The 26,253-nt window shown below is 74.6% G+C and carries 24 protein-coding genes and 1 pseudogene; 16 read left to right on the forward strand and 9 right to left on the reverse strand.

The annotated features are described in order from the left end of the window. Window positions 1–8: 8 nt before the first annotated feature. The 3 genes from ACI8AG_RS19035 to rpsD all read right to left on the reverse strand — a co-directional run bounded on the left by ACI8AG_RS19035 (window position 9) and on the right by rpsD (window position 3,264). On the reverse strand, window positions 9–1,772 hold the full coding sequence (locus ACI8AG_RS19035; protein WP_456598263.1) for a SpoIIE family protein phosphatase: 1,764 nt from the start codon (window positions 1,770–1,772) through the stop codon (window positions 9–11). 164 nt (window positions 1,773–1,936) lie between these two features. Continuing rightward, on the reverse strand, window positions 1,937–2,545 hold the full coding sequence (locus tag ACI8AG_RS19040) for a hypothetical protein (RefSeq protein WP_456598264.1): 609 nt from the start codon (window positions 2,543–2,545) through the stop codon (window positions 1,937–1,939). Window positions 2,546–2,661: 116 nt separating this feature from the next. Beyond that, the gene (rpsD, locus tag ACI8AG_RS19045; RefSeq protein ID WP_456598265.1) at window positions 2,662–3,264 is read right to left on the reverse strand and encodes a 30S ribosomal protein S4; all 603 of its coding nucleotides are present in this window, start codon (window positions 3,262–3,264) and stop codon (window positions 2,662–2,664) included. Window positions 3,265–3,327: 63 nt separating this feature from the next. Here rpsD and ACI8AG_RS19050 point away from each other — a divergent pair, with 63 nt between their 5' ends. The 3 genes from ACI8AG_RS19050 (at window position 3,328) to ACI8AG_RS19060 (ending at window position 5,670) form a co-directional block, all read left to right on the forward strand. After that, window positions 3,328–4,083 carry a DUF2470 domain-containing protein gene (locus ACI8AG_RS19050; RefSeq protein WP_456598266.1) on the forward strand — a complete coding sequence of 252 codons (756 nt, stop codon included), beginning with the start codon at window positions 3,328–3,330 and terminating at the stop codon, window positions 4,081–4,083. A 127-nt stretch (window positions 4,084–4,210) separates the two neighbouring features. Next, window positions 4,211–4,771, forward strand: a complete 561-nt coding sequence (locus ACI8AG_RS19055; protein ID WP_456598267.1) for an RNA polymerase sigma factor — start codon at window positions 4,211–4,213, stop codon at window positions 4,769–4,771. A 26-nt stretch (window positions 4,772–4,797) separates the two neighbouring features. Further along, window positions 4,798–5,670, forward strand: a complete 873-nt coding sequence (locus tag ACI8AG_RS19060) for a hypothetical protein (RefSeq protein ID WP_456598268.1) — start codon at window positions 4,798–4,800, stop codon at window positions 5,668–5,670. 76 nt (window positions 5,671–5,746) lie between these two features. On the opposite strand, the gene ACI8AG_RS19065 is transcribed toward ACI8AG_RS19060, so the two are convergent. Both ACI8AG_RS19065 and ACI8AG_RS19070 read right to left on the reverse strand, forming a co-directional pair. Next, window positions 5,747–7,165, reverse strand: a complete 1,419-nt coding sequence (locus ACI8AG_RS19065; RefSeq protein ID WP_456598269.1) for a DUF1116 domain-containing protein — start codon at window positions 7,163–7,165, stop codon at window positions 5,747–5,749. Beyond that, window positions 7,162–8,667, reverse strand: a complete 1,506-nt coding sequence (locus tag ACI8AG_RS19070) for an FdrA family protein (protein ID WP_456598270.1) — start codon at window positions 8,665–8,667, stop codon at window positions 7,162–7,164. Before ACI8AG_RS19070 ends, ACI8AG_RS19065 begins: the two co-directional genes overlap by 4 nt. 181 nt (window positions 8,668–8,848) lie before the next feature. Here ACI8AG_RS19070 and ACI8AG_RS19075 point away from each other — a divergent pair, with 181 nt between their 5' ends. The 8 genes from ACI8AG_RS19075 to ACI8AG_RS19110 all read left to right on the forward strand — a co-directional run bounded on the left by ACI8AG_RS19075 (window position 8,849) and on the right by ACI8AG_RS19110 (window position 18,565). Further along, entirely contained in the window at window positions 8,849–10,354 is a 1,506-nt protein-coding gene (locus ACI8AG_RS19075) for a uracil-xanthine permease family protein (RefSeq protein ID WP_456598271.1), read from the forward strand. A 291-nt stretch (window positions 10,355–10,645) separates the two neighbouring features. Further along, entirely contained in the window at window positions 10,646–11,518 is an 873-nt protein-coding gene (locus tag ACI8AG_RS19080; RefSeq protein ID WP_456598272.1) for an FAD binding domain-containing protein, read from the forward strand. Next, window positions 11,515–12,030, forward strand: coding sequence for a (2Fe-2S)-binding protein (locus tag ACI8AG_RS19085; protein WP_456591093.1), 516 nt, complete (start codon window positions 11,515–11,517; stop codon window positions 12,028–12,030). Before ACI8AG_RS19080 ends, ACI8AG_RS19085 begins: the two co-directional genes overlap by 4 nt. A 91-nt stretch (window positions 12,031–12,121) precedes the next feature. Beyond that, a complete protein-coding gene (gene cutA / locus ACI8AG_RS19090) occupies window positions 12,122–14,545 on the forward strand; it encodes an aerobic carbon-monoxide dehydrogenase large subunit (protein WP_456598273.1) in 2,424 nt (807 codons plus the stop codon). Further along, window positions 14,542–15,225, forward strand: a complete 684-nt coding sequence (locus ACI8AG_RS19095) for an SRPBCC family protein (protein ID WP_456598274.1) — start codon at window positions 14,542–14,544, stop codon at window positions 15,223–15,225. Before cutA ends, ACI8AG_RS19095 begins: the two co-directional genes overlap by 4 nt. A gap of 225 nt (window positions 15,226–15,450) precedes the next feature. Continuing rightward, a complete protein-coding gene (locus tag ACI8AG_RS19100) occupies window positions 15,451–16,656 on the forward strand; it encodes a hypothetical protein (RefSeq protein ID WP_456598275.1) in 1,206 nt (401 codons plus the stop codon). Window positions 16,657–16,682: 26 nt separating this feature from the next. Then, complete coding sequence (locus ACI8AG_RS19105) at window positions 16,683–17,921, forward strand: histidine kinase (protein ID WP_456598276.1); 1,239 nt, start codon at window positions 16,683–16,685, stop codon at window positions 17,919–17,921. Then, a complete protein-coding gene (locus ACI8AG_RS19110) occupies window positions 17,918–18,565 on the forward strand; it encodes a response regulator (RefSeq protein ID WP_456591098.1) in 648 nt (215 codons plus the stop codon). The genes ACI8AG_RS19105 and ACI8AG_RS19110 overlap by 4 nt, the downstream gene beginning before the upstream one ends. On the opposite strand, the gene ACI8AG_RS19115 is transcribed toward ACI8AG_RS19110, so the two are convergent. Beyond that, window positions 18,538–19,155, reverse strand: coding sequence for a TetR/AcrR family transcriptional regulator (locus tag ACI8AG_RS19115; RefSeq protein ID WP_456598277.1), 618 nt, complete (start codon window positions 19,153–19,155; stop codon window positions 18,538–18,540). The two genes, ACI8AG_RS19110 and ACI8AG_RS19115, sit on opposite strands and share 28 nt — an antisense overlap. A gap of 130 nt (window positions 19,156–19,285) precedes the next feature. Between ACI8AG_RS19115 and ACI8AG_RS19120 the strand changes: the two genes are divergently transcribed. Continuing rightward, window positions 19,286–21,490, forward strand: coding sequence for an MMPL family transporter (locus tag ACI8AG_RS19120; RefSeq protein WP_456598278.1), 2,205 nt, complete (start codon window positions 19,286–19,288; stop codon window positions 21,488–21,490). Between the two features lie 129 nt (window positions 21,491–21,619). After that, entirely contained in the window at window positions 21,620–22,450 is an 831-nt protein-coding gene (locus ACI8AG_RS19125; protein ID WP_456598279.1) for an SDR family oxidoreductase, read from the forward strand. 19 nt (window positions 22,451–22,469) lie between these two features. On the opposite strand, the gene ACI8AG_RS19130 is transcribed toward ACI8AG_RS19125, so the two are convergent. Both ACI8AG_RS19130 and ACI8AG_RS19135 read right to left on the reverse strand, forming a co-directional pair. Then, the gene (locus ACI8AG_RS19130; protein WP_456598280.1) at window positions 22,470–23,198 is read right to left on the reverse strand and encodes an aminotransferase-like domain-containing protein; all 729 of its coding nucleotides are present in this window, start codon (window positions 23,196–23,198) and stop codon (window positions 22,470–22,472) included. Between the two features lie 118 nt (window positions 23,199–23,316). Next, window positions 23,317–23,850: pseudogene (locus ACI8AG_RS19135) on the reverse strand (hypothetical protein); the annotation flags it as partial. Between ACI8AG_RS19135 and ACI8AG_RS19140 the strand changes: the two are divergent. The 3 genes from ACI8AG_RS19140 to ACI8AG_RS19150 all read left to right on the forward strand — a co-directional run bounded on the left by ACI8AG_RS19140 (window position 23,746) and on the right by ACI8AG_RS19150 (window position 25,407). Then, window positions 23,746–24,195 carry a response regulator gene (locus tag ACI8AG_RS19140; RefSeq protein WP_456598281.1) on the forward strand — a complete coding sequence of 150 codons (450 nt, stop codon included), beginning with the start codon at window positions 23,746–23,748 and terminating at the stop codon, window positions 24,193–24,195. The pseudogene ACI8AG_RS19135 and the gene ACI8AG_RS19140 sit on opposite strands and share 105 nt — an antisense overlap. Window positions 24,196–24,289: 94 nt before the next feature. Further along, entirely contained in the window at window positions 24,290–24,736 is a 447-nt protein-coding gene (locus ACI8AG_RS19145; protein WP_456598282.1) for a MarR family winged helix-turn-helix transcriptional regulator, read from the forward strand. Continuing rightward, window positions 24,733–25,407, forward strand: a complete 675-nt coding sequence (locus ACI8AG_RS19150) for a hypothetical protein (protein WP_456598283.1) — start codon at window positions 24,733–24,735, stop codon at window positions 25,405–25,407. Before ACI8AG_RS19145 ends, ACI8AG_RS19150 begins: the two co-directional genes overlap by 4 nt. Before the next feature lie 19 nt (window positions 25,408–25,426). On the opposite strand, the gene ACI8AG_RS19155 is transcribed toward ACI8AG_RS19150, so the two are convergent. After that, entirely contained in the window at window positions 25,427–26,173 is a 747-nt protein-coding gene (locus ACI8AG_RS19155; protein WP_456598284.1) for a thioesterase family protein, read from the reverse strand. Between the last annotated feature and the right edge of the window lie 80 nt (window positions 26,174–26,253).

Genomic DNA, 26,253 nt, shown 5'->3' on the forward strand with positions numbered 1-26,253 from the left:
CGCCCGCGTCAGCCGCAGCGGAAGAGCACGAAGGCGACGTCGTCGTCCGGGGCGTCGCCGAGCAGCCGCTCGGTGAGCCGCGCCTTCAGCTCGGCGGGGCCGAGGTGCCGGCCGTCGACCAGCGCGTCGACCGCCCGGCCGATCCCCTCGTCCAGCGCCTCGTGCCGCCGCTCGACCAGGCCGTCGGTGCAGAGCAGCAGCGTCGAGCCGGCGGGCAAGGCCACTTCGACCTCCGGGCGCCCGTCCCCGTCCGCGACGGCGAGCGGGAGCGCGCTCGCCGCCTCCAGCAGCGAGGTGGCACCGTTCTCCTCGACCAGGATCGCCGGCAGGTGCCCGGCGCTGCTGTAGCAGAGGATGCCCGCGAGCGGGTCGACGACGGCGCAGAAGACCGTGCTCACAGCGGCGCCGGGAACCAGCGCGGCGAACCGGTCGAGAGCCGACAGCACGTCGGCGGGGGACCGGCTCTCCAGCAGCAGCGCCCGGCCGGCGCTGCGCAGCTGGCCCATCACCGCCGCGGCCGGCAGACCCCGGCCGACGACGTCGCCGACCATCACGCCATAGCCGCCACCGGGCAGATCCACCACGTCGTACCAGTCCCCGCCGACCTCGAGCGTGCCGGTGGCCGGTTCGTAGTGGACGGCGAACCCCTCGGGCAGCGCGGTCGGCCCGAGGACCGCGCGCTGCAGGGTGACGGCGACGTCGGTGAAGAACTGGGCGCGCGCGCGTTCGGACCGTGCCCGCTCCTCGGCCCGCCGCCGCTCGGCCACGACCGCCTGCGCGTCGGCGACCGCCGCGGCGACCTGCCCGGCGGCCAACGCCATGAAGATGCGGTAGCCGTCGTCCAGGGGGAGGTGCGGGCTGGCGCCCAGGACCAGCGCACCGATCGGCCGCTCGGCGCCGGCGGCCGTGAGCGGCAGGGCGACGGCGGTGTCGACGTCGGCCTGCCCGGCCGGGCTCGCGCCGACGCTGGACAGCCCCGGCAGGACGCCGGCCAGCCCGGTCACCGTCTGCGCCTCGCCGGTCGCCATGGCGCGGAGCACCTGCTCGGGGATGGCACTGGTGGCCAGTTCCCCGTGCACGCCGAGGCCCTGCCCGGCGACGAAGCGCGGCTTCCCGTCCTCGTCCGCCAGGTAGACCAGCCCGAACGGGCAGTCCGTGCGGGCGTCGGCGAGCACCCCGAGCGCGGTGGACACCGCCTCCGTCGTGTCGCCGTGCGAGGCGCGCGGCAGGCTGCCGAGCCGCTGGAGGATGCCGAGTCGGCGCGCCGCCAGCACGCGGTGGGTGGTCTCGACCACGGTGTCGAGCAGGCCGACGACCGCGCCGCCCGGCTCGACCACCGGGCTGAACGAGAAGGAGAAGTAGGTCTCCTCCTCGAACCCGTGGCGGGTCATGACCAGGAGCAGGTCCTCCGAGTACGTGGCCCGCCCCCCCATGACCTCGGCGACCATCGGGTCCAGGGCCGGCCAGATGTCGGCCCAGACATCCCGCGCCGACCGGCCCAGGGCGGCCGGGTGCCGGGCGCCGAGCATGGGGGCGTAGTCGTCGTTGTAGACCATGACGAGCTCCGGTCCCCACATCAGCAGGAACGGGAAGCGTGAGTTCAGCGCGGTGCTGACCGTGGTCCGCAGCGTCGGTGACCAGTCCGCCTGCGGGCCGAGGGCGGTCGTCCCCCAGTCGTGCTCGAGGACCAGCCGCTGCAGCTCCGTCCGGGGTCCACCGGGGATCAGCTCCGCCAGGTGCCTGTTCAGCGCTGCCTCCCGACGGCCCGGCACGCGGCGGACCACCGTGGCGGCGGCCGTTCGTTCGTGCTGCCCGCATCCTCGCACCCGCGCCCGCACCGGGTGCATTGGGCACGACCTTTTCCCCACCACGGGGGGCCAGCGCCGTTGCGCGGCCGCCGACGGTCTGCTGGGCGGCCCGCCTGGCCGCCTGGTCGTCAGCCGGCGAACCAGCTGTCCGGCGGCACGTCGGGGTGGCGCCCCGACTCCTCGCGCGCCGGCTCCGGCGGTGTCCACGGCCAGAGCTCGACCACGTCCCCGGCCGCCCGGCGGATGGCCGCCCCGTCGATTTCCGTCACCGTCTCCTCGATCCCCAGCACCGGGCAGCGCACGACGAACCGCACCGGCCCGGCCGGCGGGAGCGGGGCCAGCCACCAGTCCTGGTCGACGGAGTGCTCGTTGCCGCTGCCGCCCTGCGAGGTGAAGGCCAGCCCGGCCATCGGACACTGCCGGCGGTCGTTGTCCAGGCGGGTGCCGTCGGCGAGCTGGACCCCGATCAGCATCCGCGGTGCGCCGTCGCCGCTCCGCCACACCATCTCGGGCAGGTCCACCATGGGGATGGCGCCGGGACGCACGCGGACGACGAGGTCGACGAGCACCCCCGTCGAGAAGACCGCGACGCGGGTGAGCGCGACCGCCGCGTGGTCGCTGCGGCCGAGCACGGCCGCGAGCGGCAGGACCACCGGGATCTCGTTCTCCGGCGGGCTCGTCAACCGGAAGCGCTCGGCGTGTGCGTCGTGCGGCACGTTCCCGGAGCTCGCCCACATGGTGGCGCAGCCTGACGGCTCCGCGCACGCACGGCAAGGGTGGATCCGGCGGCGGGAGGCGCGCACCGGCCCACCAGGCAGCCGATGCGGGCGGTACGCACCTTCCCGCGGGGAGGTCAGCGGGAGTAGTACTCCACGACCAGCTGCTCCTCGCAGACGACCGGCACCTCGTCGCGGGTCGGCGTCCGCTCGTAGCGGCAGACCAGGTCGGTCAGCCGGACCTCGAGGTACTTCGGCGCCTCGGCGTGCGCCCCGGACGCGGCGACGACGAACGGCTCCTTCGTCCGCGACTTCTCCGCGATCTGCACGAAGTCCCCGGGCTTGAGCCGGTAGGACGGGCGGTCGACCCGCTTGCCGTTGACCAGCACGTGCTGGTGGGTGACGAACTGGCGGGCCTGGTAGATGGTGCGGGCGAACCCGGCGCGCAGCACGGTGGCGTCCAGCCGGGACTCGAGGTCCTGGATCAGCGCCTCGCCGGTCTTCCCGCCGGTCCGCTTGGCGCGGTCGAAGGCGGCGCGCAGCTGCGTCTCGCTGATGTCGTACTGCGCGCGCAGCCGCTGCTTCTCCTTGAGCCGGGTGGAGTAGTCGCTGTCCTTGCGACGCTTCCGCCCGTGCTCGCCCGGCGGGTACGGGCGGCGCTCGAAGTACTGCACGCACTTCGGGGTGAGCGGGATGCCCAGCGCGCGGCTGAGCCGGACCTTGGGACGGGGCGTGTTCACTCGGGACCTCCGGTTTGGTTAGGCTCACCTTACTACTCGCCCACGAGCTCTCCGAGGTGGTCCATGACGGCCGGCCCGACCCACTCGTCCGCGGCCGTCGACCGGCAGCCGCCGGCGGCCGAACGCGCCCGCACCGTCGCGGTGCGCTCCGCCGCCAGCCTGCACGTCGCCGGGGTCGGCTCCTGCCAGGTGCTGGCCGCGACGACGACGGCCGACGGTGACGTCCTGCTCGTCGTCCCCACCGACGGCGGTGTGATGGCGGCGCTGCGCTCCTCCCCGCTGGGCGACGTCCCCGCCCGGTTGGCCGTCGCCGACCGCGCGCCCCTCCCGCTGCGCCACCCCGTCCGGGGCCTCGTGCAGCTCACCGGCTGGCTGGTGCCGGTGAGCGAGCAGGACGCGCCGCAGCTGGTGCTGGACTTCGCCGACGCCTCGCCCGCGGAGGTGCTGTTCGAGGTGGGCCTGGGTGTGGCCCTGGTGCGACTGGACCTGGCCGAGGTCGAGCTCGAGGAGTCCGGGACGTGCGCCGAGGTGGACCCCGACGACTTCCGCGCCGCCCGGCCCGACGTGGTCAGCGGCGCGGAGATCGATCTCATGGCGCAGCAGGCCCCTGCGCTGAGCCGGCTGACGAGCCGGGTGCAGCACTGGGCCGGCCGGCACGACGACGTCCGGCTGCTGGGGCTGGACCGGTTCGGCGTCCGGTTCCGTGTGCAGGGCCGGAACGGCTGCTACGACCTGCGGGTGCCGTTCACCGAGGCGCTCGACGACGTCGACGGGTTCGCCGCCGCCGTCGACCACCTGCTCGCCTGCGGCCCGGTCTGACATCACCCCTCGCTGACGCCCCCTCCCCGCGGACAGGAAACCGGGGGGCCGGGGCGGCTCGGAGGCTCACGTTCCCGCACCGACCTGCCGATGACGTGGCTGACCCCACGCCGGCAGGAGGTGCGCGATGGCGATCGGGACGACGTTCCCCGAGGTCCTCGCGGCCGCCCGCACGGGTGCCGCCTGGGCCTTCGAGGTGCTGTACCGCGACCTCGCGCCGTCGGTGACCGGGTACCTGCGGCTGCACGGTGCGCTGGAGCCGGACGACCTCGCGAGCGAGACGTTCATCGGCCTCTTCACCGGCCTGTCCTCGTTCGACGGGGACGAGGACGCGCTGCGGGCCTGGGTCTTCACGATCGCCCACCGGCGGCTGGTCGACGACTGGCGCAGGCGCAGCCGCCGTCCCCAGCTCTCCGGCGCTGAAGACGACGACCTGCTCGGCGCGACCCCGGGCGGCAACGTCGAGGACGACGCGCTCGCCGCCCTGGGGTCCGGCGCCGTGCACGAGCTGTGCGCCACGCTCCCCGACGACCAGCGCGCGGTCATCCTCATGCGGATCGTGGGTGACCTCTCGCTGGATCAGGTCGCCGCGGCGATGGACCGCTCGGTGGGCGCAGTGAAGGCGCTGCAGCGTCGCGGACTCCTCACTCTCCGGAGTGAGCTCGAGCGCACCGGCGTACCCCGGTGAACCGCGCCGGCGATGTGGGGGATGAGATGACCACCAGCCAGCTCGACGAGGCCTTCGAGGCCTACTTGGCCGGACGCCCCGTCCCGGTCCAGGCGGCACCGCTCGTGGGGTTCGCCGACTCGGTCCGGGAGATGTCCTCCCGGCCGGGCCGGCCCTCCGCGGGGCTCGCCGAGCTGCTGGCCACCGGTCTTCTCACCGACTCCACCGCTCCCGCGGCGGAATCGGTCCCCACTGCCCGGAAGGCGGCCACCGCCGCCCGCGGGCGTCTCAGAAGGAGACCGCGCATGTTCACTATCCTCGCCGCCGCCATCGCCAAGTTCGGCGCCGCCGGAGCCGTCGCCCAGGCCGCCGCCGGGCTCGGTGTCGCCGTCGCCGGCGTGACCTCGGCCGGTGCGGTCGGTGTCCTGCCGGGCCCGGTGCAGGACCGTGTCGCCGCCACCATCGAGGCCATCACCCCGTTCGACGTGCCCGACTCGGCCGACGCCGAGACCTCGACGGAGCCGGTCTCCGAGGAGGTCCCGACGGAGGAGTCGACGTCCGAGGAGCAGCCCGAGCCGGGCACCGGCCCCGCCGACATCCCCACCGTCCCGGACTTCGGCACCTCGGTCAGCGAGGACGCGAAGGACGGCGGGGTGGACGGCGCCCAGGTCAGCGAGGACGCCCGCACCGCGCACCAGCCCGCGGGGACCGGTACGACCCCGAGCCAGGCCGCCGAGCGTCCGTCGGCCCCGGCCCCGGCCCCCGCGCCGAAGCCCACCCCGGCCCCCGCCCCCGCGCCGAAGCCCGCCCCGGCCCCGGCCCCGGCGCCTGTCCCCGCTCCGGCCCCCGTCGAGCGGCCCGCTGCGGGGGGCGACGCCGCTCCGGAGGAGAAGCCGCAGACCGGCACCGGCCGCCCGTAGCCCCCGAAGCGACCGAGTGCGACGAACTCGTGGTCATCCGCGGCTGATGACCACGAGTTCGTCGCATTCGGAGGGGTCAGGCGGTGCGGGCCTCCTCGGCCAGCGCCGCCAGCGCCTGCTCGAAGCACTCCTGCGGCGGCTGCACCAACCCCGCGCCCACCTGGCCGGTCCCGGCGATCCGCCCGGCCATGCCGGTGTTGATCTGCGGCAGCCAGCCGGTGCGCGCCACCTTGAGGACGTCGATGCCCGTGGGCGAGCCGCGGAAGCCCATGATCGGGATCGCCATCGCCGGGTTCTCGGCCAGGGTCAGCTGGTACATGCGCTCGGTCGTCGCCAGCGCGTCGGGCACGGTGCCACCGACGAACCGGACGATCGCCGGCGCCGCCGCCATCGCGAACCCACCGATGCCGTAGGTCTCCATGATCGCGGAGTCGCCGATGTCGGGGTTGGCGTCGTCGGGCCCGTAGTCGCCGAGGAACAGGCCGACCGGGGTGTTCGCCGGCCCGGTGAACCAGCGGTCGCCGGTGCCGGCGGTCTGGATGCCGAACTCCGTGCCGTTGCGCGACATCACGGTCAGCATCGTCGAGCCGGGGATGCCGCGGGCGGCGTCGAGGGCGAGCTTCGCCGTCGGCATGCCGAGGTTGAGGAAGAAGTGCTCGTTGCCGCCGATGAACCGCAGCACGTCGGCGATGTCCGACGACGAGGCACCGCTGGCGACGATCGACGGCGACAGCTCGCGCAGCGCCATGAGCGAGCCGGCGCGGTTGCGGTTGTGCCCCTCGTCGCCCATCTGCAGCATCTGGGCGAGCACGGCCTTCACGTCGAGCGGGTCGTTGCCGGCGTCGATCGAGCCGCGCACCGCCTTCGACAGCACCGGGCCGAGGACGTCGCGCATCCACCGCAGCCGGGTCTGCACCTCCTCGTTGAAGGCCCCCATGCGCAGCACCTTGCCCAGGCCCTCGTTGAGGTTGCAGTAGGCCTTGCCACCGGTGACCGGGTCCTCCAGGCACCACATCCACATGGACGGGCTGGTCACGCCGGCCATCGGGCCGACGGTGCGGTGGTGGTGGCAGGGGTCCAGGGTGACCGCGCCGGTGGAGAGGAGGATCTCCGCCTCCTCGACGTCGGCCGCCCAGCCCTCGAACAGGCAGGCGCCGATCAGCGCACCGCGCATCGGCCCCGAGGCGTTCTCCCACGCCAGCGGCGGACCGGAGTGCAGGAGCGTGCGGTCGGTCAGGCCGATGACCTCGCGGGCGGGGCGGACGTCGACCAGCACGGAGCCGGCGGCCATCACGCGCTCCACGGCCGTGCGGTTCGCCGCGGCCCGGCGGGCGTCGAGGGCGAGGGCGGCGAGGTCGGCCGGGTCGCCGAAGGCCGGCGGGCGCCAGTCGACGTCGTGCACGTCGGCGCCCTGGGCGCGCAGCGCGTCGGAGAAGACGTCGACGCCGGCGGCGACGATCGCCGGCGGTCCGGAGAGCAGGTTGCCGAGCGTCATGCCGAAGCTCCCAGCAGGTCGAGGGCGTACCGCGTGGCGGCAGCATTGGACGAGAAGACGGCGGCGCCGGCCGCGGCGAGGGCGTCGGCCTGCCGGGACCAGCCCTGCGGATCGCCCTCCGTGCCGATCAGCGCCACGACGACCGGCAGGTGCTTCTGCGCCCGCGCCGCATCCAGCGCGGGGACCAGCGCCCCCGCGGGGTCGGGGTCGGCGCCGTGCCCGAGGACGACGTCGAGCAGCAGGACGGCGGGCTCGTCGCTGGCGGCCACCCCGGCGATCGCCTCGAGCCGCAGCGTCGGGTCGATCATCGGGTGCGCGCGGCCCACGGTCAGGGCGTCGTCGCCGAAGTCGATGACGACGTGGCCGGAGGCGGACAGGTCCGTACCGAGGTCGAGCTCCGGCTGCAGCGGGGTGTTCGACCGGATGCCGCCGAGCGCCGGGCCGGCGACGAGCATCGCCTCGTCGGCCAGCGTGCCGCCGGAGTAGAGGCCCTTGAGCACCGCGCCGGGGACGGCGGCCTCGGCGGGCCCGGGCCGGGTGGGCCACACCGGCACGTCGAGCCCCATGTCGGAGAGCAGCGCCTCGACGGCGGCGGTCAGGTCGGGGGTCTCCGGCGAGAGGGCGGCCGACCGCACCGGCACCGAGAGCCGCGCCGCGGCCTCCTCGACGGCCGCGGCGACCTCCGGGGCCGGCGGCTTGGAGACCAGCAGCACCCGCTCGGTGGCGGGGTCGGCGTCGAGGGCGGCCAGCGCGTCGAGGGTGGCCAGGCCGCCGACCTCCGACTTGAGGTCGCGCCCACCCACGCCCAGCACGTGGGAGACGCCGACGCCGGCCATGTCGAGCAGGCAGGAGACCTGCTGCGCGCCGGTGCCGCTCGCCGCGACCAGGCCCACCGGCCCGGGGCGGACGACGTTGGCGAAGCCGAGGGCGACGCCGGAGACGATCGCCGTGCCGCAGTCGGGGCCCATGACCAGCACCCCGGCGTCGTGGGCGGCGCGCTTGAGCGCGACCTCGTGCTCGACCGGGACGCCGTCGGAGAAGACCAGCACGCTGCGCCCGGCGGCGATGGCGTCGGCGGCCTCGGCGACCGCGTACGTGCCCGGCACGCTGACGATCGCCAGGGCCGGCGCCTCGGGCGAGAGCTCGTCGAGGCCCGCGCCGACGGTGCGGTGCGGGATGGCGGCGGCGGTGCCGGTGGCGCGCTCCCGCTCGGCGAGGGCGGCGTCGACGTCGGCGAGCGCGGCGGCCAGCGTCTCCTCGTCGTCCGCGCGGACGGCGATCAGCAGCTGCTCGGGGCTCGTCTCGCCCTCGGGCGCCAGGCCCATGCCGGCCGCGAGCTCGAGGTTCAACGGGGTGGCCATGGCGACGAGGACGGCGCCGACGCCCTCGCGGCCGCTGATCCGGCGACTCACCTGCATCAGCTTCACCGAGTCGGCGTACACGCCGGATCGCAGCTGCACCGAGACCGCGGCGTCTCCACCGGGAGGGGCTGAGGAGCTCATGCCGGGACCGTACCGAGAGATCTCTCAGCGGTGAAGTATCGGCATCTCGATGCAACAACGATTTAGCACTGAGGTACTTCCGCCGGGCGTGTGCCCAGTGACACAGTGGCGCCTCGCGATCGGGCCGACAGCCGTCGACCGTCGCCGGACCGAGTCGGACAGGCACGTCGAGGAGGCACTCATGTCGTTCGGGTGGAAGCTCTACGGGGACGGTAAGACGCCCCCACTGGGAGAGGCCGTCGCCCCCGACGAACGCCTCTCCTGGCCGCGCACCGTCGGGATCGGCGCGCAGCACGTCGTCGCGATGTTCGGGGCGACCTTCGTCTTCCCGATCATCATGGGGCTGGACCCCAACCTCGCCATCATGATGAGCGGCGTCGCCACGATCATCTTCCTGCTGATCGTGAAGAACCGGGTACCGAGCTACCTGGGCACCAGCGCCGCCTTCGTCGGTGGCGTGGCCGCGATCCGGGCCAACGGCGGCGACTCCAGCGACGTCGTCGGCGCGCTGCTCGTGGCCGGCGTCGTGCTCGCCCTGGTCGGTCTGCTGATCCACTTCGCGGGCCTGGGCCTGATCAACAAGGTGCTGCCACCGGCCGTCACCGGCGCGGTGGTCATGCTCATCGGCTTCAACCTGGCCCCGGTCGCCGCCGGCACGTACTGGCCGCAGGACCAGTGGGTCGCGCTGGCGACGATGACCTTCGTCATCGTCGCCTCGCTGGCGCTGCGCGGGTTCCTGGCCCGCATCTCGATCCTGCTCGGCCTGATCTTCGGCTACCTGCTGTCGGTGCTGCTCGACGCCACCGCCGGCCAGATCACCTCGCCCGACGGCACCGGCGCCGAGACCACCCGTGACCGGATCAACTTCGACTCGGTCGCCGACGCCGACTGGTTCGGCCTCCCCGACTTCACCGGCCCGTCGTTCTCGCTGAACTTCAGCCTGCTGGTCATCCCCGCGGTGATCGCGCTGGTGGCGGAGAACGCCGGGCACGTGAAGGCGGTCGCCGAGATGACCAAGCGCGACCTCGACCCGTACATGGGCCGGGCCGTCGCGGCCGACGGCATCGCGACCGTCGTCGCCACCTCGGTCGGCGGCTCCCCCACCACCACCTACGCCGAGAACATCGGCGTCATGGCCGCCACCCGCGTCTACTCGACGGCGGCCTACTACGTGGCCGCGCTGGTGGCTATCCTGCTCGGGCTGATCCCCAAGTTCGGCGCCCTGATCAACATCGTCCCAGGCGGGGTGCTCGGCGGGATCACCGTCGTCCTCTACGGGATGATCGGCCTGCTCGGCGCCAAGATCTGGAAGGAGAACCGGGTCGACTTCGCCAACCCGATCAACCTCGTGCCACTGGCCGCCGGGATCATCATCGGCATCGGCAACGTGACCCTCACCTTCACCGACGAGTTTGTGCTCAACGGCATCGCGCTCGGCTCGATCGTCGCCGTCGTCGCCTGGCACATCGCCCGCGCCCTGGCTCCGGCGGACATGAAGGCCGCACTGCTGCGCGAGGGGGCGCACCCCGCCGCCGGCAGCACGTTCGGCCACGGCGCCGAAGCGGAGGGCCCGGCCGGCGGCTACGCCGACGAGCGGGGTGGCACCGACCCGTCGTCGGTGGACGAGGTCGGCCGCCCCGGCGTCCTCGGCGGGCACACCCCCGGCAGGGACACGCGCGACCGCTAGACCCACTCCCCCGCCGCCCCCGGTCCCGGACGACAGCACCCGTCGTCCGGGACCGGGGGCGGCGCGCGTTCCGGCACGGGCTCCCGCGGCGCCGGGTCGCTACGGGACCGGACCGACGACGACCCGCTCGCCGTCGGCGGCCGGCGCTACCGACGCCTGCCCAGCGGAAACGGGACGGGGCCGGAACCCGCAGCGAATTCGCAACGAAGTTTTAGCGCTGAGGTACTTTCGCCCGCTTCGTGCCGGTGACAGAGTGGCGTCTTCCAGCACGCACGGAGGTGACCGCAGCCGGTGAAGCCCGCCCCCTTCCGCTACGCGGATCCGAGCACGCTCGACGAAGCTCTCACGCTCCTGTCCGAGGACGGCGCCAAGGTGCTGGCCGGTGGCCAGTCGCTGCTGCCCCTGCTGTCGATGCGGCTGGCGGCGCCGGCCACGCTGGTCGACATCAACCGGATCCCCGGCCTGGACACGGTGGAGGTGACCGGCGAGGGCGTGACCGTGGGCGCCCTCGTGCGGCACGACGCGCTGCTCCGGCACGAAGGCGCGGCCGCCACCCAGCCCCTGCTCGGCCGGGCCACCGCGAACGTCGCCCACCCGGCGGTCCGCAACCGGGGCACCACGGTGGGCTCGATCGCCCACGCCGACCCCTCCGGCGAGATGACGTCGGTGCTGGCGCTGACCGACGGCTCGGTCACGGTGGCGACGACGTCGGGCACCGAGTCCGTCGGCTGGCGCGACTTCTTCGTCGGTCCGCTGGAGACGTCGATCCCCGGCGGCGCCGTCGTCACCTCCGCCACCTTCCCGGCCCTCCCGGCACGCGCGGGCACCGCGTTCGCCGAGGTGGCCCGCCGCAAGGGCGACTACGCGGTCTGCGGCGCGGGCGTCGTCGTCACGCTGGACGCCGACCGCCGGGTGGAGTCGGCCCGCGCCGCCTACGTCTCGGTGGGGCTCACCCCCGAGGTGCACGACCTGACCGAGGCCGTCGCCGGCTCGCCGGTGGACCAGGCCGACTGGGCCGCCGCCGGGGCGCTCGCGCGCACCCTGGTCGACCCGGACACCGACATCCACGCCAGCGCCGACTACCGGCGACTGCTGGTGGGGGTGCTGACCGAGCGAACGCTGGCCGAGGCTGCCGCCGAAGCTGCTGGGAGGACCGCCGCATGACCGCCTCCGTCGACACCGAACGGACGATCACCGTCACCGTGAACGGTGTTCCACGTGAAGCCACGGTGCCGGTGCGCCGGCTGCTGTCGGACGCGCTGCGCCACGACCTCGGGCTGACCGGCACGCACGTCGGCTGCGAGCACGGCGTCTGCGGGGCGTGCACGGTGATCGTGGACGGCGCCCCGGTGCGCTCGTGCCTGATGCTCGCCGTCCAGGTGGACGGGTCGGAGGTGCGCACCGTCGAGGGGCTGGCGCGCGAGGACCACCAGGGCGGGCAGGTGCTGCACCCGGTGCAGGAGGCGTTCCGCGAGTGCCACGCGCTGCAGTGCGGGTTCTGCACGCCGGGCTTCCTGATGACGATCGCGGCCGGGCTCGAGGGCCGCGACAACTCGGCCGAGCTCACCGAGGAGGAGGTCGACGAGATGGTCGGCGGCAACCTCTGCCGGTGCACCGGCTACGCCAACATCAAGAAGGCCGTGCACTCCGCGGCCGCCGCGATGAAGGACGCCTGATGCCACCGGCCACCCCGGGCATAGGAAGCTATCCCTACGTCCTGGGGCTGGAAACGCAGGTAAAGCTTCCTATGCCTGAGAGGGGCGAGCGGTGACGACGAAGCTCTTCGGCGAGCCGGTCCGCCGGCGCGAGGACCAGCGGCTGATCACCGGCAAGGGCCGCTACCTGGACGACATCGGGTCCCGGGCCCTGGCGGCGGCGTTCGTGCGCTCGCCGCACGCGCACGCCCGCATCGTCTCCATCGACGTGGACGAGGCGCTCGACGTCGAGGGCCTGGTCGCGATCTACACGTACGAGGACCTCACCGGCCCGATGGCCGAGCCGCTGCCGGTGCTCATCCCGCACCCGCAGCTGACCGCGCCGCGCACCGGCTTCCCGCTCGCCAACGGCGAGGTCAACCACGTCGGCGAGCCGGTGGTCATGGTCATCGCCACTGACCGGTACATCGCCGAGGACGCCGCCGAGAAGATCGTCGTCACCTACGAGGAGCAGCCGGTCGTCGTGGGTGTGGACGCCGCCCGCGCCGCGCAGCACGCCGTCCACGAGGAGATCCCCGACAACGTCGCGGCCCGGCACCACCAGGAGACCGGTGACGTCGAGCCGGTGCTGGCCGCCTCGCCCCGCACGATGAGCTTCACCCAGTACATCGAGCGCAGCGCCTGCATGCCGATGGAGGGCAAGGGCGTGCACGCGAAGTGGGACGCCGACGACTCCTCGCTGCGGGTCTACACGAGCACCCAGGCGTCGACGTCGGTGCGCGCGGCGATCGCGGCGAAGCTGGACCTCTCGCTGGACAAGGTCGAGGTGATCGCGCCCGACGTCGGCGGCGGCTTCGGCGTGAAGATCGTGCACCCGTGGCCCGAGGAGCTCCTGGTGCCGATGGCCGCGATCGCGCTCGGCCAGGAGGTGAAGTGGACCGAGGACCGCCGCGAGCACTTCATCGGCTCCGCGCACGAGCGGCAGCAGCGCCAGGAGATCACCGTCGGCTACGACGACGAGGGCCGCATCACCGCCCTCGACGTGCACATCTGGCACGACAACGGCGCCTACACGCCCTACGGGATCATCGTGCCGATCGTGACGGCGACCCAGCTGGTCGGGCCGTACGCGATCCCGGTGTACCGGGTGATCGTCGAGTCGGTGTTCACCAACACCGTCATCGTGACGCCGTACCGCGGCGCCGGGCGGCCCCAGGGCTGCTACGCGATGGAGCGGACCATGGACCGCATCGCCGATGAGCTCGGGCTGGACCGCGCCGTCGTCCGCGAGCGGAACCTGATCCAGCCCGACCAGTTCCCCTACGACCACCACCTGACGTTCCAGGACGGCCGGCCGGTCATCTACGACTCGGGGAACTACCCGGGGCTGATGGACAAGCTGAAGACGCTCGTCGGCTGGGACGCCGCCGAGGAGCTGCGCCGCGACGCCGAGGCGCGCGGGAAGCTGCTCGGCGTCGGCATGGCCATGTACGTGGAGGGCACCGGGCCCGGCCCGTACGAGGGCGGGCACGTGCAGGTGCTCGGCAGCGGCAAGGTGCTCGTCTCGACCGGCCTGACCTCGCAGGGGCAGGGCCACGAGACGGCGTTCGCGCAGATCGTGGCCTCCGAGCTCGGGGTGCCGATCGAGGACGTCGAGGTGACCACCGGCGACACCCGCCGCTTCGGGTACGCCGTCGGCACGTTCGCCTCGCGGGCCGCGGTGATGAGCGGCAACGCGATCGCGCTGGCCGCCCGCGGGGTGCGGGAGAAGGCGCTGCGGATCGCCGCCGACGTGCTGGAGGCCTCGCCGGAGGACCTGGAGATCGACGAGGGCCTGGTGCAGGTCAAGGGCGTGCCGGGGACGTCGATCCCGTTGCGCACCGTCGCCGTCCTGTCCAACCCGCTGCGGTACGCCTTCGACGAGGCCGCGAGGCAGGCGACGCAGTTCGCCAAGGCCGGGGACGACTCGAAGCCGCCCATCGCCGCGGGTGACGCGCCGGGGCTGGAGCACCGCGACTACTACTCGCCGATCCGCTCGACGTTCGCGTCGGGGGCGCACGCGGCGATCGTGGAGATCGACCCGGCGACGTGGGAGATCGACGTCGTGAAGTACGCGGTGGTGCACGACTGCGGCAACGTGGTGAACCCGATGATCGTCGAGGGCCAGGTGCACGGCGGCGTCGCCCAGGGTGTGGGCGGGGCGCTGTACGAGCGGATGGCCTACGACGGCGACGGCCAGCTGCAAAACGCCTCGTTCATGGACTTCCTGATGCCGTACTCCTCGGAGATCCCCGACGTGGTGATCGACCACCAGCAGACGCCGTCGCCGCTGAACCCGCTGGGCATCAAGGGCGCCGGCGAGGCCGGCGTGATCCCGGGGACGGCGGCGCTGGCCTCGGCGATCGAGGACGCGGTGGGCCGGCGGATCGCCTCGATGCCGATCTCGCCCACCGAGCTGTACGACCTGGTGCGTTCCCCCGATTCGGAGAAGACCGCCGCGGCCGAGCGCCGCGCGGGGACTGGAGTGATGGCGTGAACCTCGACGGCTCTGCGGTTCTTTCGGGCGACCCGGAGAAGGTGTGGGCGGTGATCACCGACCCGGCCGTGCTGGCGCGCACCATCCCGGGCTGCGAGTCGCTGCAGCAGGTCGGGGACGACGAGTACAAGATGAACGTCTCCGTCGGCGTCGGCGCGATCAAGGGCACGTACGCGGGCGAGGTGCGGCTGTCGGACCAGCAGCGGCCGTCGTCCTACGTGATGCACGCGTCGGGCGCGGGTGCGCCGGGGAACGCGCGGGCGACGGTCACGATCAACCTGGACGACGCCGGTGACGGGAAGACCAACCTGACCTACTCGGCCGACGCCGTGATCGGCGGGCCGGTGGCCGGGGTGGGCCAGCGGATGATCACCGGTGTGGCCAAGCGGATGGCCGGCCAGTTCTTCAAGGCGATCGACGACGAGCTGACGGGTGTCGCGGTGCCGGTCGCCGCTGCTCCGCCGGCCGCTGCGGTGGGCCCGACCGCGGTGACGGAGGCGGACGTCGCCGGCAAGCACGCCGCCCCGGTGGGCGAGGCCGCGCCGACGGTCTTCGCGGGCAAGGCCGGCGTTCCCGCGGGAACGCCGGGCGACGTGCAGACCCTGGCGCTCGGCGCCGTCGGCGGCGCCGTGCTGACCCTGATCGGCGTCCTCGTCGGCTACCGCCTCGGCCGGAGATAGCACGCCATCGGGGTGCCCGCGCTGCACGGGCGCGGGCACCCCGCCTGACCCCCCTGAGCGACCGCACGCAGGCGGCGATCCCCGCCCCGGAGGCCCGCCTGCTCGACGGCTGAACCACCCGCCCAGCGGAGGCAGATCCCCCGCGCGGGGGAGCAGCGGGCACCGCCGGCTCACGAGCCTGGGGATGTGCCTGGGAACGGCCCGGGCCGCATCCCGGAGGTCGCCGTGACCATCGCCCATGACCACCCGCCGGCTCCCGAAGCCACACCTTCCCGATCGATCGCGTTGCTCGACCGCGTCCTGCTGGCCGCGGCCGCCTGGAGCGCCCTGCACCTGGTGTTCGGCCTGCGCTGGCTGCTCGACCCCGGCAGCCTCCCCGCGTTCGACGACGACGACCGGTTCGGGTTGGTCGCCCTCCTCCCGCCAGCCGTGACCACCTGGACGGTCATCGGGCTGGCCGCCGCCGGCCTGGTGTTGGCCGTGGTGGCGCGCGGACGGCCGGGGACTCCCGCGCTGCCCCTGCTGATGGCCCTCGAGGCGGCGCTGCTGGGCGCGGTGTCGGCCGACCTCGGCGTGCTGTCGCTGGTCGGTTACCTGTGCGCCATCATCGCCCCTGCGGCCTTCGTCGTCGTCCTCGTGGTCGGTTCGGTCCGCGACCGCCGGGCCCGGCCCTGGCTGCTGGGCGTGGTCGCCCTGCTCGTCGCCGGCGTGGTCTTCGGCGCGCTGGGGTGGGACACCCTCGTGACGCTTGGCTCCGAGCTCGCGGACGGCTTGGCAGCGAACGCCCTCGTGCCGGCGCACCTCACCCTCGTCCTGGGCGGAGCCCTCCTGTGGGGGGCGGTGGCCGTCCTCCTCCGTCGCGCGGTGGCCGGACGCTGCACGGTGTGCGGCCGCCCCGCCGCCCGCTGGACCGAGCCCACGAAGGCGCTGCGGTGGGGGCGGATCGCGACGTGGATCGCCGTCGCCGGACCGCTGCCCTACGCCCTTCTCCGCATGACCTGGCTGACGCCGTGGCCGCTGGGTCTTCCCCAGGGCGGTGAGCTGGAGACGGCGACCCGGCTGTTCGGCCTCCTGCTCGGCTTCGCCGCCCTCGGCGGTGCCGTGCTGACCGTCGGGCTCATCCGCCCCTGGGGCGAGGTGTGGCCCGGCTGGGTCCCCGGTTTGCGCGGACGGCCGGTGCCGGTCCGCGTGCCGGTCCTCGCCGGTGGCCTGGTCGCCGCCGTGCTGCTGGCCGCGAGCCCCGGCCTGGTCGTCGCCGGCATCGAGGGCCTCACCGCGGGGGACGGCATGCAGGCGGCACTGCTGTTGATCTTCCCCACCCTGCCGTGGGGGCTGGCTCTCGCCGCGGCGGTGACCGCGTACGCCTACCGTTGCCGCGGCGCCTGCCGCGTGTGCGGTCAGGGGGACCCGGCGCTCTCCGTGCTCCCGTGACGGCGATCCGCTGCGAGGATGCACCGGTGCAGCGAGGGACGACGGCCGCCGCCATCCGTCGCTCGCTGCACCGGTGGGTCTACCTCCTGCTGGGTGGCGCGATCGGCCTGGCCGTCGGCGTCGTCTTCGCCTGGCCGGTCTCCCTGCTCTCGACCGCCGGGGTGCCCGTCCTCCTCCTCGTCCCGCTGGCCGGGCTGGTCCTCGCCGCACCCGTCGCCGCGATCGGCACCCTGGCCGAGGTCCGCTCCATCGAGGGCGCGGCCGTCGCCGGGCTGCTCACCGGACGTTCGCAGGAACGCCCGGGCCCCGCCACCACCCGGGCCCAGCGTGGACGCAGCGCCGTCCTGCTGGTGGCCCACGTCGCCGCCGGCTCGCTGGCCGGAGCCCTGCTGGTGATCGGCCTGCCGACCGCCGCCGTCGTCGCCGCGGCCCCCGACGGGCTGGGCGAGTCGATCCTCCCGGGCGTCTCGCCGCCCGAGGCGGTGCCTGCCCGGGTGGCCGTGGCCGCGGGGATCGCGGTGGTCTGCCTCGTCGGCGGGGAGCTGCTGGGACGCGCCATCGCGGCCCTCGCCCCGCGGCTGCTCGCCGATCCGGCCGCCGAGCGGCTCGCCGCGGCGGAAGCGTCGGTGTCACTGCTCGCCGGCCGCGACCGGCTGGCCCGCGAGCTGCACGACAGCGTCGGGCACGCACTCAGCCTGGCCAGCGTGCAGGCAGGGGCCGCGCGCCGGCTGCTCGCCCGCGACCCGGCAGCCGCCGAGCAGGCGATCCGCGCCACCGAGGACGCCGCCCGCCGGGCCATGGTCGACCTCGACCACGTGCTCGGGCTGCTCCGCGAGGACGAGGGCACCCCGGAGGACGTCGCCCCGGCGCCCGACCTCCGAGACCTCGAGCCGCTGGTCGCCGATGCCCGGGCAGCGGGCGTGCAGGTGTCGGTCGACGTCGCGGGAGACGTGAACGGGCTGCCCGCGGTCGTCTCCCGGGAGGCCTACCGGATCGTGCAGGAGGGCCTCACCAACGTGCTGCGTCACGCGCCTGGCGCAGCGGGCCGGCTCGAGGTGCGCGCCGGAGGCGGTGAGTTGCGGCTGCGCCTGACCAACACCGCCCGCGGCACCGTGCCCGCGGAGGCCCGCGGCGGCCGGGGGCTGGTCGGTGTGGAGGAGCGCGTCCGGGACCTGCGCGGCTCGATGCGCGCCGGCGCCGGGGACGACGGCTGCTGGCGGCTCGAGGTGCACCTGCCCGTGCACGCGCGCGGAGGGCATCGATGAGCCTGCGGGTGGCACTGGTCGACGACGAGCCGCTGATCCGCCGCGGGCTGGCCGCGGTCGTCGGCAGCGAGCCGGACATGGAGGTCGTCGGGGAGGCGGGGGACGGCGCCGAGGTGCTCGACCTGGTCGGGCGCACCTCCCCCGACGTCGTCCTCATGGACGTGCGGATGCCGCGGATGGACGGCATCGCGGCCACGCGGGCGCTCGTGCGCGCGGGCTCGGCGGCCCGGGTTCTCGTGCTCACGACGTTCACCAACGACGACCACGTCTTCGAGGCGCTCGCGGCCGGCGCCGACGGGTTCCTGCTCAAGCGGTCCACGCCCGAGGAGATGCTGCACGGCATCCGCACGGTGGCCCGCGGCGAGTCCCTGCTCTTCCCCGAAGCCGTCCGGGAGCTGGCCCGCCGGCGAATCCGGTCGTCGGGCACCACGGACGATCCCGGCTTGGCCCGCCTCACCGCGCGCGAGCAGGAGGTGCTGCGGCTGATGGCCGCCGGCCTGAGCAACGCCGAGATGGCCGCCCAGTTGGTCGTCGGTGTCGAGACCGTGCGCAGCCACGTCGCCGCCGTCCTGGCCAAGACCGGGACCCGGGACCGCACGCAGGCCGTCGTCCTCGCCTATCGCTCCGGCTTCATGGCGGTGTGAGAGCCCGCGGCGCCGCGGCGGCGGGCGGCCTTCCGGTAGCCGGCGAGCAGGTGGGCGCCGAGCTCGGTGAGCTCCTCGCGCAGCCACTCCTCCGGCACGTCCGGCGGCGCGGCCAGCAGCGCCCCGGCCAGCGCCTGCAGGGTGGCCGCGCCCCACACGGTCCCCAGCGCGTCGCCGTCCGCACCGAGCAGCCCCGCCTCGACCTGCCCGCGCAGCTTCGTGCCCTTCTCCACCAGGCCCGGTCGGCTCATGGCGGTGGCGTCCCGGGTCAGGTACGCCGCGACGCGGCGGTGCCGCAGCAGGTAGTCGACGTAGCCGGCGACCTCCACGCCCCGCCCGCGGCCGGACCGCGCACCCGACTCGGCCAGCACGAGCAGCTCGTCGAACGCCGGCTCCACCAGCGCCAGCAGGATCTCGTCCTTGGTGTGGAAGTGGTAGTAGACGGCGGCCTTCGTGACGCCCAGCCGGTCGGCGATGTCCTGGAGCGAGGTCCCTTCGAACCCGTGCTCGCTGAACAGGTCGAGCGCGGCGTCCAGCACCCGCTGCGCGCCGGCCGACCGGCCGCTGCCTGCGGTTCCCGCGCTCGTCACCGGCACAGCGTAGACACCGCCCTACGTGACACCACTCATCCCTCACCTAGCCGATCGGCTAGTAGCATGCTTGCCGATCGGCTAGGCGCCAGCGAGCCGACGACGCACCCTCGACCCCCGGAGCGCACACGTGGCCGTCCTCCTCCACCGTCTCGGACGCTGGGCCTTCCACCGCTGCAAGACCGTCCTCGCCACCTGGGTGCTCGCCCTCGTCCTCCTGGGTGGCCTGGCCGGCGCCTTCAGCCGCGACGCCGACGCCCAGCTCTCCATCCCGGGCGTCGAGTCGGTCACCGCGATGGAGACGCTGCAGGAGCGATTCCCCGGCGGCGGCGCCAGCGGGGCCACCGCCCGCATGGTCTTCGCCGCCCCCGAGGGCAGCGCGGTCACCGACCCCGAGCTCACCGCCGCCATCCAGCAGGCGGTCGCCGAGGCCGCCGAGGCCGAGCAGGTCGCCACGGCCACCGACCCGTTCCAGACCCAGGCCGTCTCCCCCGACGCCTCGGTCGCCTACGCCACGGTGACCTACGGCGTGCAGGTCGACGAGATCACCGACGACGCCCGCGCCGAGCTGATCGACGTCGCCGAGAGCGCCGAGGACGCCGGCCTGCGGGTCGAGCTCGGCGGCGAGGCCACCCAGGCCATCCCCGCCCAGGGCGCCGCCGAGGCGATCGGCGTCCTCGTCGCGATGGTCGTCCTCACGGTCACCTTCGGGTCGCTGCTGGCCGCCGGGCTGCCGCTGCTCACCGCGCTGATCGGCGTCGGCGTCGGGATGTCGGGCGTGCTGGCCCTCTCGGCGGTCGTCGACCTCACCAGCACCACCCCCACCCTCGGCCTGATGATCGGCCTGGCCGTCGGCATCGACTACGCGCTGTTCATCACCATCCGGCACAAGGAGCAGCTGGCCACCGGGATGCCGGCCCGGGAGTCCGCCGGGCGGGCGGTCGGCACCGCGGGCAGCGCGGTCGTCTTCGCCGGTCTGACGGTGATGATCGCCCTCGCCGGGCTCACCGTCGTCGGCATCCCCTTCCTCACCACCATGGGCCTGGTCGCCGCCGGCATGGTCGGCATCGCCGTCCTCGTCGCCCTGACGCTGGTCCCCGCCCTGCTCGGCTTCGCCGGCGACCGGTTCAACCGCTGGGCGGTGCCGGGGCTGCGCCGCCGCCAGGCCGCGCTCGCCACCAAGGAGTCGGCCGGCACCCGCTGGGCCCGCACGGTCACCGGCTACCCGATCGCCGTCCTGCTGGCCACCGTCGTGGGGCTCGGCGTCGTCGCCCTGCCGGCGCTCGACCTGCGCCTCGGGCTGCCCTCGGAGGGCGACCTGGGTGAGGAGACCACGCAGCGGCAGGCCTACGACCTGCTCGCCGAGGGCTTCGGCCCGGGCTTCAACGGCCCGCTCACCGTGGTCATCGACGCCACGGACGCCGACGACCCCCAGGCCGCGTTCGCCGAGACCGCGGCCGCCGTCGGCCAGCTGGACGGGGTGGCCGCCGTCGCCCCGCCGGTGCCCAACCAGGCCGGGGACACCGCGATCCTCACCGTCATCCCGGCCGAGGGGCCGACCGCGGCCGGCACCGAGGACCTCGTCGGCGACATCCGCGATCTGCGCCCCGACCTGGTCGAGAGCACCGGCTCGGAGCTGGCGGTCACCGGCAACACCGCCCTGGGCATCGACATCTCCGAGAAGCTCGCCGACGCGCTGCCGGTGTTCCTCGCCGTCGTCGTCGGGCTGGCGTTCCTGCTGCTGATGCTCGCCTTCCGCTCGATCCTGGTCCCGATCAAGGCGACGCTGGGCTTCCTGCTCAGCCTCGCCGCCACCTTCGGCGCGCTGGTCGCGGTCTTCCAGTGGGGCTGGCTGGCCGACCTGCTGGGCGTCGAGCAGACCGGGCCGGTGCTGAGCTTCCTGCCGATCCTGCTCATCGGCCTGCTGTTCGGCCTGGCCATGGACTACGAGGTGTTCCTGGTCAGCCGGATGCGCGAGGAGCACGTGCACGGCACCGAGCCGCGCGAGGCGGTGATCGGCGGCTTCCGCCACGGCGCCCGCGTGGTGACGGCGGCCGCGCTGATCATGGGCTCGGTGTTCGGCGGCTTCATCCTCGGCCACGACGCCACCATCAAGAGCATCGGCTTCGCGCTGGCGTTCGGTGTGCTGGTCGACGCCTTCGTCGTCCGGATGGCGCTCGTGCCGGCCGTGATGACGCTGCTGGGCAAGGCGGCCTGGTGGCTGCCGCGCTGGCTGGACCGGGCGCTGCCCGACGTCGACATCGAGGGCGCGGCGCTCGAGCGGCGGGAGCCCGCGGCCCGTTCCGACGACGAGCTGGTGGCCGCTCGACGCTGAGCACCCGCACGCCGAGGGCCGTCTTCCCGACCGGGGAGGCGGCCCTCGGCTCGTTCCCGCGGGAACGAGCGGAACAGGACGGGGAGCACCGGCGCTGACGACGGCGGACGCCCACGAAGGAGACCCCGCATGCCTAGGACCTGGTTCATCACCGGCGCATCCCGCGGCTTCGGCCGCGAGTGGTCGATCGCCGCCCTCGAACGCGGCGACTCGGTTGCCGCCACCGCCCGCGACACGGCCGGCCTCGACGACCTGGTGCAGCAGTTCGGCGACCGGGTGCTGCCGATCCGCCTGGACGTGGACGACCGCGACGCCGCCTTCACCGCCGTGCGGCAGGCCCACGACCACTTCGGCGGGCTGGACGTCGTCGTCAACAACGCCGGCTACGGCCAGTTCGGCATGATCGAGGAGATCAGCGAGGCCGAGGCCCGCGCCCAGTTCGACACCAACGTCTTCGGCGCGCTGTTCGTCACCCAGGCCGCGCTGCCCCACATGCGCGCGCAGGGCTCGGGCCACATCCTGCAGGTCAGCAGCATCGGCGGGGTCAGCGCCTTCCCGAACATCGGCATCTACAACGCCTCGAAGTGGGCCCTCGAGGGCTTCAGCCAGTCGCTGGCCGCGGAGGTCGCCGACTTCGGCATCAAGGTCACGATCATCGAGCCCGGCGCCTACGCCACCGACTGGGGCGGCGCCTCGGCCAAGCACGCCACCCCGAACCCGGCCTACGACGCCTTCCGCGAGAAGGCCGCCGAGCAGCGGAGGGCCCGCACCGGCAACCCGGGCGACCCGCTGGCCACCCGCGAGGCGGTGCTGCAGCTCGTCGACATGGAGAACCCGCCGCTCCGGATCTTCTTCGGTGACGGCCCGCTGGCGATCGCCACCCGCGACTACGAGTCCCGGCTCGCCGAGTGGCGCACGTGGGAGCCGCTGTCCAAGGCGGCGCACGGCACCAAGGCCTGACCACCGGCGGGCCCCGTCCTCACCCGGGCGGGCCCTGCCGCAGGGCGGCGGCCACCCGCTCGACGGCGACGTGCAGGCGGTCGGGGGACGTGGCGGCGTAGCCGAGGACGAGCCCGGGGTCGCCCGGGGTCAGCCGGTGCCACGACAGCGGGTGGACGACCACGCCCGCCCCCCGCGCCGCGTCGGCCAGCGCGACGTCATCGGCGTCCAGCCCCGGGAACGTGACCAGCAGGTGCAGCCCCGCCGCGATCCCCGCCACCCGGGCCCCCGGCAGGAACCGGCTCAGCGCCCCGAGGAGCGCGTCCCGTCGGGCCCGCTGCCGGGTCCGCACCAGCCGCAGGTGCCGGTCGTACGCCCCCGACCCCAGCAGCTCCGCGAGCACGAGCTGCGGCAGCGCCGGGCTGCCCAGGTCGCTGGCGTGCTTCGCCGCCACCAGGTCGGCATCCAGGTGCGACGGCGCGACCAGCCAGCCCAGCCGCATGCCCGGCGCCAGCGTCTTCGACGTGCTCCCGGCGTGCGCCACGTGCTCCGGCGCCGACGGCTGCAGCGCCGGCACCGGCGCCCGGTCGTAGCGGTGCTCGGCGTCGTAGTCGTCCTCGACCACCAGCCCGCCGTCGCGCGCCCACGCCAGCAGCTCCCGCCGCCGGTCCGGCGACAGCACGACCCCGGTCGGGTACTGTTGCGCCGGCGTCACCATCACCGCCGGCACGGACGGCAGGGCGGAGACCACGAGGCCGTCGTCGTCCACCGGCACCCCGACCGGCCGGAGCCCCCAGTGCGCGAGCTCCCCCCCGCGCGCCCCGCGACCCCGGGTCCTCCACCCCGATCGAGCCCGCCCCGCGCGAGCGCAGCGTCTGCGCCAGCAGCGCCAGCGCCTGCGCCACCCCGGCGACGACGAGGATCCGGTCCGGGTCGGTGCGCAGGCCGCGGGTGCGCCCCAGCCACCCGGCCAGCTCGCGCCGCAGCCGCGCGCTGCCCCGCGGATCGCCGTAGCCGAGGTCGGCCGCCGTCGCGTCGCGCAGCACCGCCCGTTCGGCCCGCAGCCACGCCGCCCGCGGGAACGCCGCGAGGTCGGGCACCCCCGGCGAGAGGTCGATCTCGCCCTCGGCGACGGGGCGGTTGGTCGGCTGCGGCAGCCGGGCCGGGTCCGGGGGCGGCGGTGGCACGGGGGACGACGGCGGCACGGGGGACGACGGCGGCACGGGGGACGCCGACGGCAGCACCACGGTGCCCCGCCCGGTCCGCCCCTCGACCAGGCCCTCGTCGACGCGGCCCGCGAGCTGCGGCCGGACGTCGTGCTGATCGACGTCCGCATGCCGGTGATGGACGGTCTGACGGCCACGAAGCAGATCCTCGCGCTGCCGCAGCCACCCACGGTCGCCGTCCTCACCACCTTCCACGTCGACGAGTACGTGCACGCGGCGCTGGCCGCCGGCGCCGGCGGCTTCCTGCTCAAGGACACCCCGCCCCGCGAGATCGCCGCCGCGGTACGCGCGGTGGCCGACGGGACGGCGACGCTCTCCCCCGCCGTCACCGCCGCGATCATCGAGTCCTACGTCGACCGCCGCGCCGCCCCGCGCAAGGCGCAGGCGCTGCAGCGGATCGCCGGGCTCTCCGACCGCGAGCGGGAGGTGCTCGCGCTGCTCGGCACCGGCGAGCCCAACGCCGAGCTGGCCCGTCGGCTGTTCGTCAGCGAGGCGACGGTGAAGACTACGTCTCGCGGCTGCTCACCAAGCTGGACCTGACCAACCGCACCCAGGCCGCCATCTTCGCCCACGAGGCCGGCCTGCTGGAGGGCTGAGCCTGTGCAGTGAGGTAATCGTGTAGCAGCTTCACGACATGTCCTCGGACGTGCGGGTCTTCGACCGCCTGCTCGAGATCGCGCTCCTCGTGCAGGACGACGTGGCGCGCGAGCTGGAACCGGCCGGTCTCACCCCGGCCCGCACCCACCTCCTCTGGGAGGTGCACTGCCGCGGCCCGTCCAGCCAGCGCGCGCTGGCGACGGCGCTCGGCGTCACCCCGCGGAACATCACCGGCCTGGTCGACGCGCTGGAGGAACGCGGGTACGTCCGCCGCGAGCCGCACCCCACCGACCGGCGGATCACGCTGGTGACCCTCACCGAGCTGGGCGCCCGGGCGACCGGGCAGATGGACGCCGACCACCGCCGGATCGCTGCGCACCTGGTGGCCGGCTTCGACGCCGACCGGCTGGAGCGGTTCCGCACCGACCTGGACACCATCGCCGCCCGGCTGCACGAGCTGATGGACCCGGGAGCCCGGTCGTGACCGCCCCCGAACGGCGCACGGGCCGGCAGCGCCTCCGGTACCTGGGGACGCGCGCGGTCCAGCTGGAGGTCGGGGTCTGGCAGAGCCTCTCCCGGTTCGTGCTGCGCCGCCCCCGGGTGCCGGCCGGGGTGACCGCCTTTCCCTACCACCGGGTGGTCCTGCCGGTGATCATCACGTTCATCGTGGTGTCCGCGATCGAGCTGGTCGCCGTCGACGTCCTCACCCAGCACTGGCCGCTGGTCCGCTACCCCCTGCTCGCGCTCGGCATCTGGGGCCTGGTGTGGATGTTCGGCTACCTCGCGGGGCTGGTCACCCGGCCGCACGCCGTGGGCCCGGAGGGCATCACCGTCCGGTTCTCGACCGACGTCGACCTCCAGGTGCCGTGGGACGTGATCGGCTCCGTGGCCCGGCGGTCGCGGACGCGGCCGGAGAAGGCGCCGCGGTTCGCCCGGGGTGACGACGGCGCGGCCACCCTCCAGCTGTGGATGCACGACCAGACGAACGTCGACATCGTGCTCGACCGGCCCGTCGTCGTCCGCCTGCCGGAGCTCACCGGCGAGGTGCGCGCCGTCCGGCTGTTCGCCGACGACCCGGTGGCGTTCCTGGCCGAGGTGCGCCGGCAGCGCCCCTCCGTCGCCGGGCCCCCGGGGCGTGCTCCGCGGACCGCCTGAGCGGTTCCGGCCGGGCGGCTCAGGGACCGAGGAGCCGCCGGGTCTGCCGACCGCGGGCGACGAGCGAACCGTCCTCGGCCCGCAGCTCCACCTCGTCGACGGCTGCGTCGTCGTCGCACCAGACCGTGCGCTGGTCGACCCGCACCCACGCCCCGGGCACCGGCGCCGGACCCGCCAGGTGCGCGGTCAGCTCGACCGTGGGCATCGCCGCCGGCACGGTGCGGACGGCGAACAGCGACGGCGGCAGCGCGTCGAGGAGCACGCCCAGCTGCACCAGCGGCTCCAGCTCCCCGCCCCGGATGCGCACCCAGGCGTGCAGCCGGGGCTCGGCCCCGCCGGCCAGTGGTCGCGACGCGTCCAGCGCCCGGATCTCGGTGTGCTCGGCGACCGGCACGTACTCGCGCGGCAGCTCGAACGGAACGCCGTCGGCGACCCGCGGCAGCTCCACCGGCGGCCAGTGCTCGACGCCCGGGGACGCCGGTCGCGCGAGGGTGAGCACCTGCGCCACCGCCCGCAGGGCGCCGTCCTGCGCCAGCTCGCTGCGCACGCTCCCGGTGCGGCCGAGCCGGTCGGCCGTCGCCGCGACCACCGCCTCGACGTCGGCGGCGACCCCACCGAGCAGGTGCGCGGTCACCGCGCGGGGCGGCGCCCCGGCGAGCTCGGCAGCGGCGGCGAGCAGGTGGCCGACGACCAGGCCGCCCTGCGTGTGGGTGAACGACCGCCAGCTGGGGTCGAAGACGAGCCGGCGGCCGGTGGCGAGGGTCATGGGGTCCTCTCGGCGGAACTGTGGTTCGACTTCCGAACCGACTGGGTGGGGACGCTACACCAGTTGGTTCGGTATGCGAA

This window comes from Blastococcus sp. SYSU DS0552 (assembly GCF_054050815.1).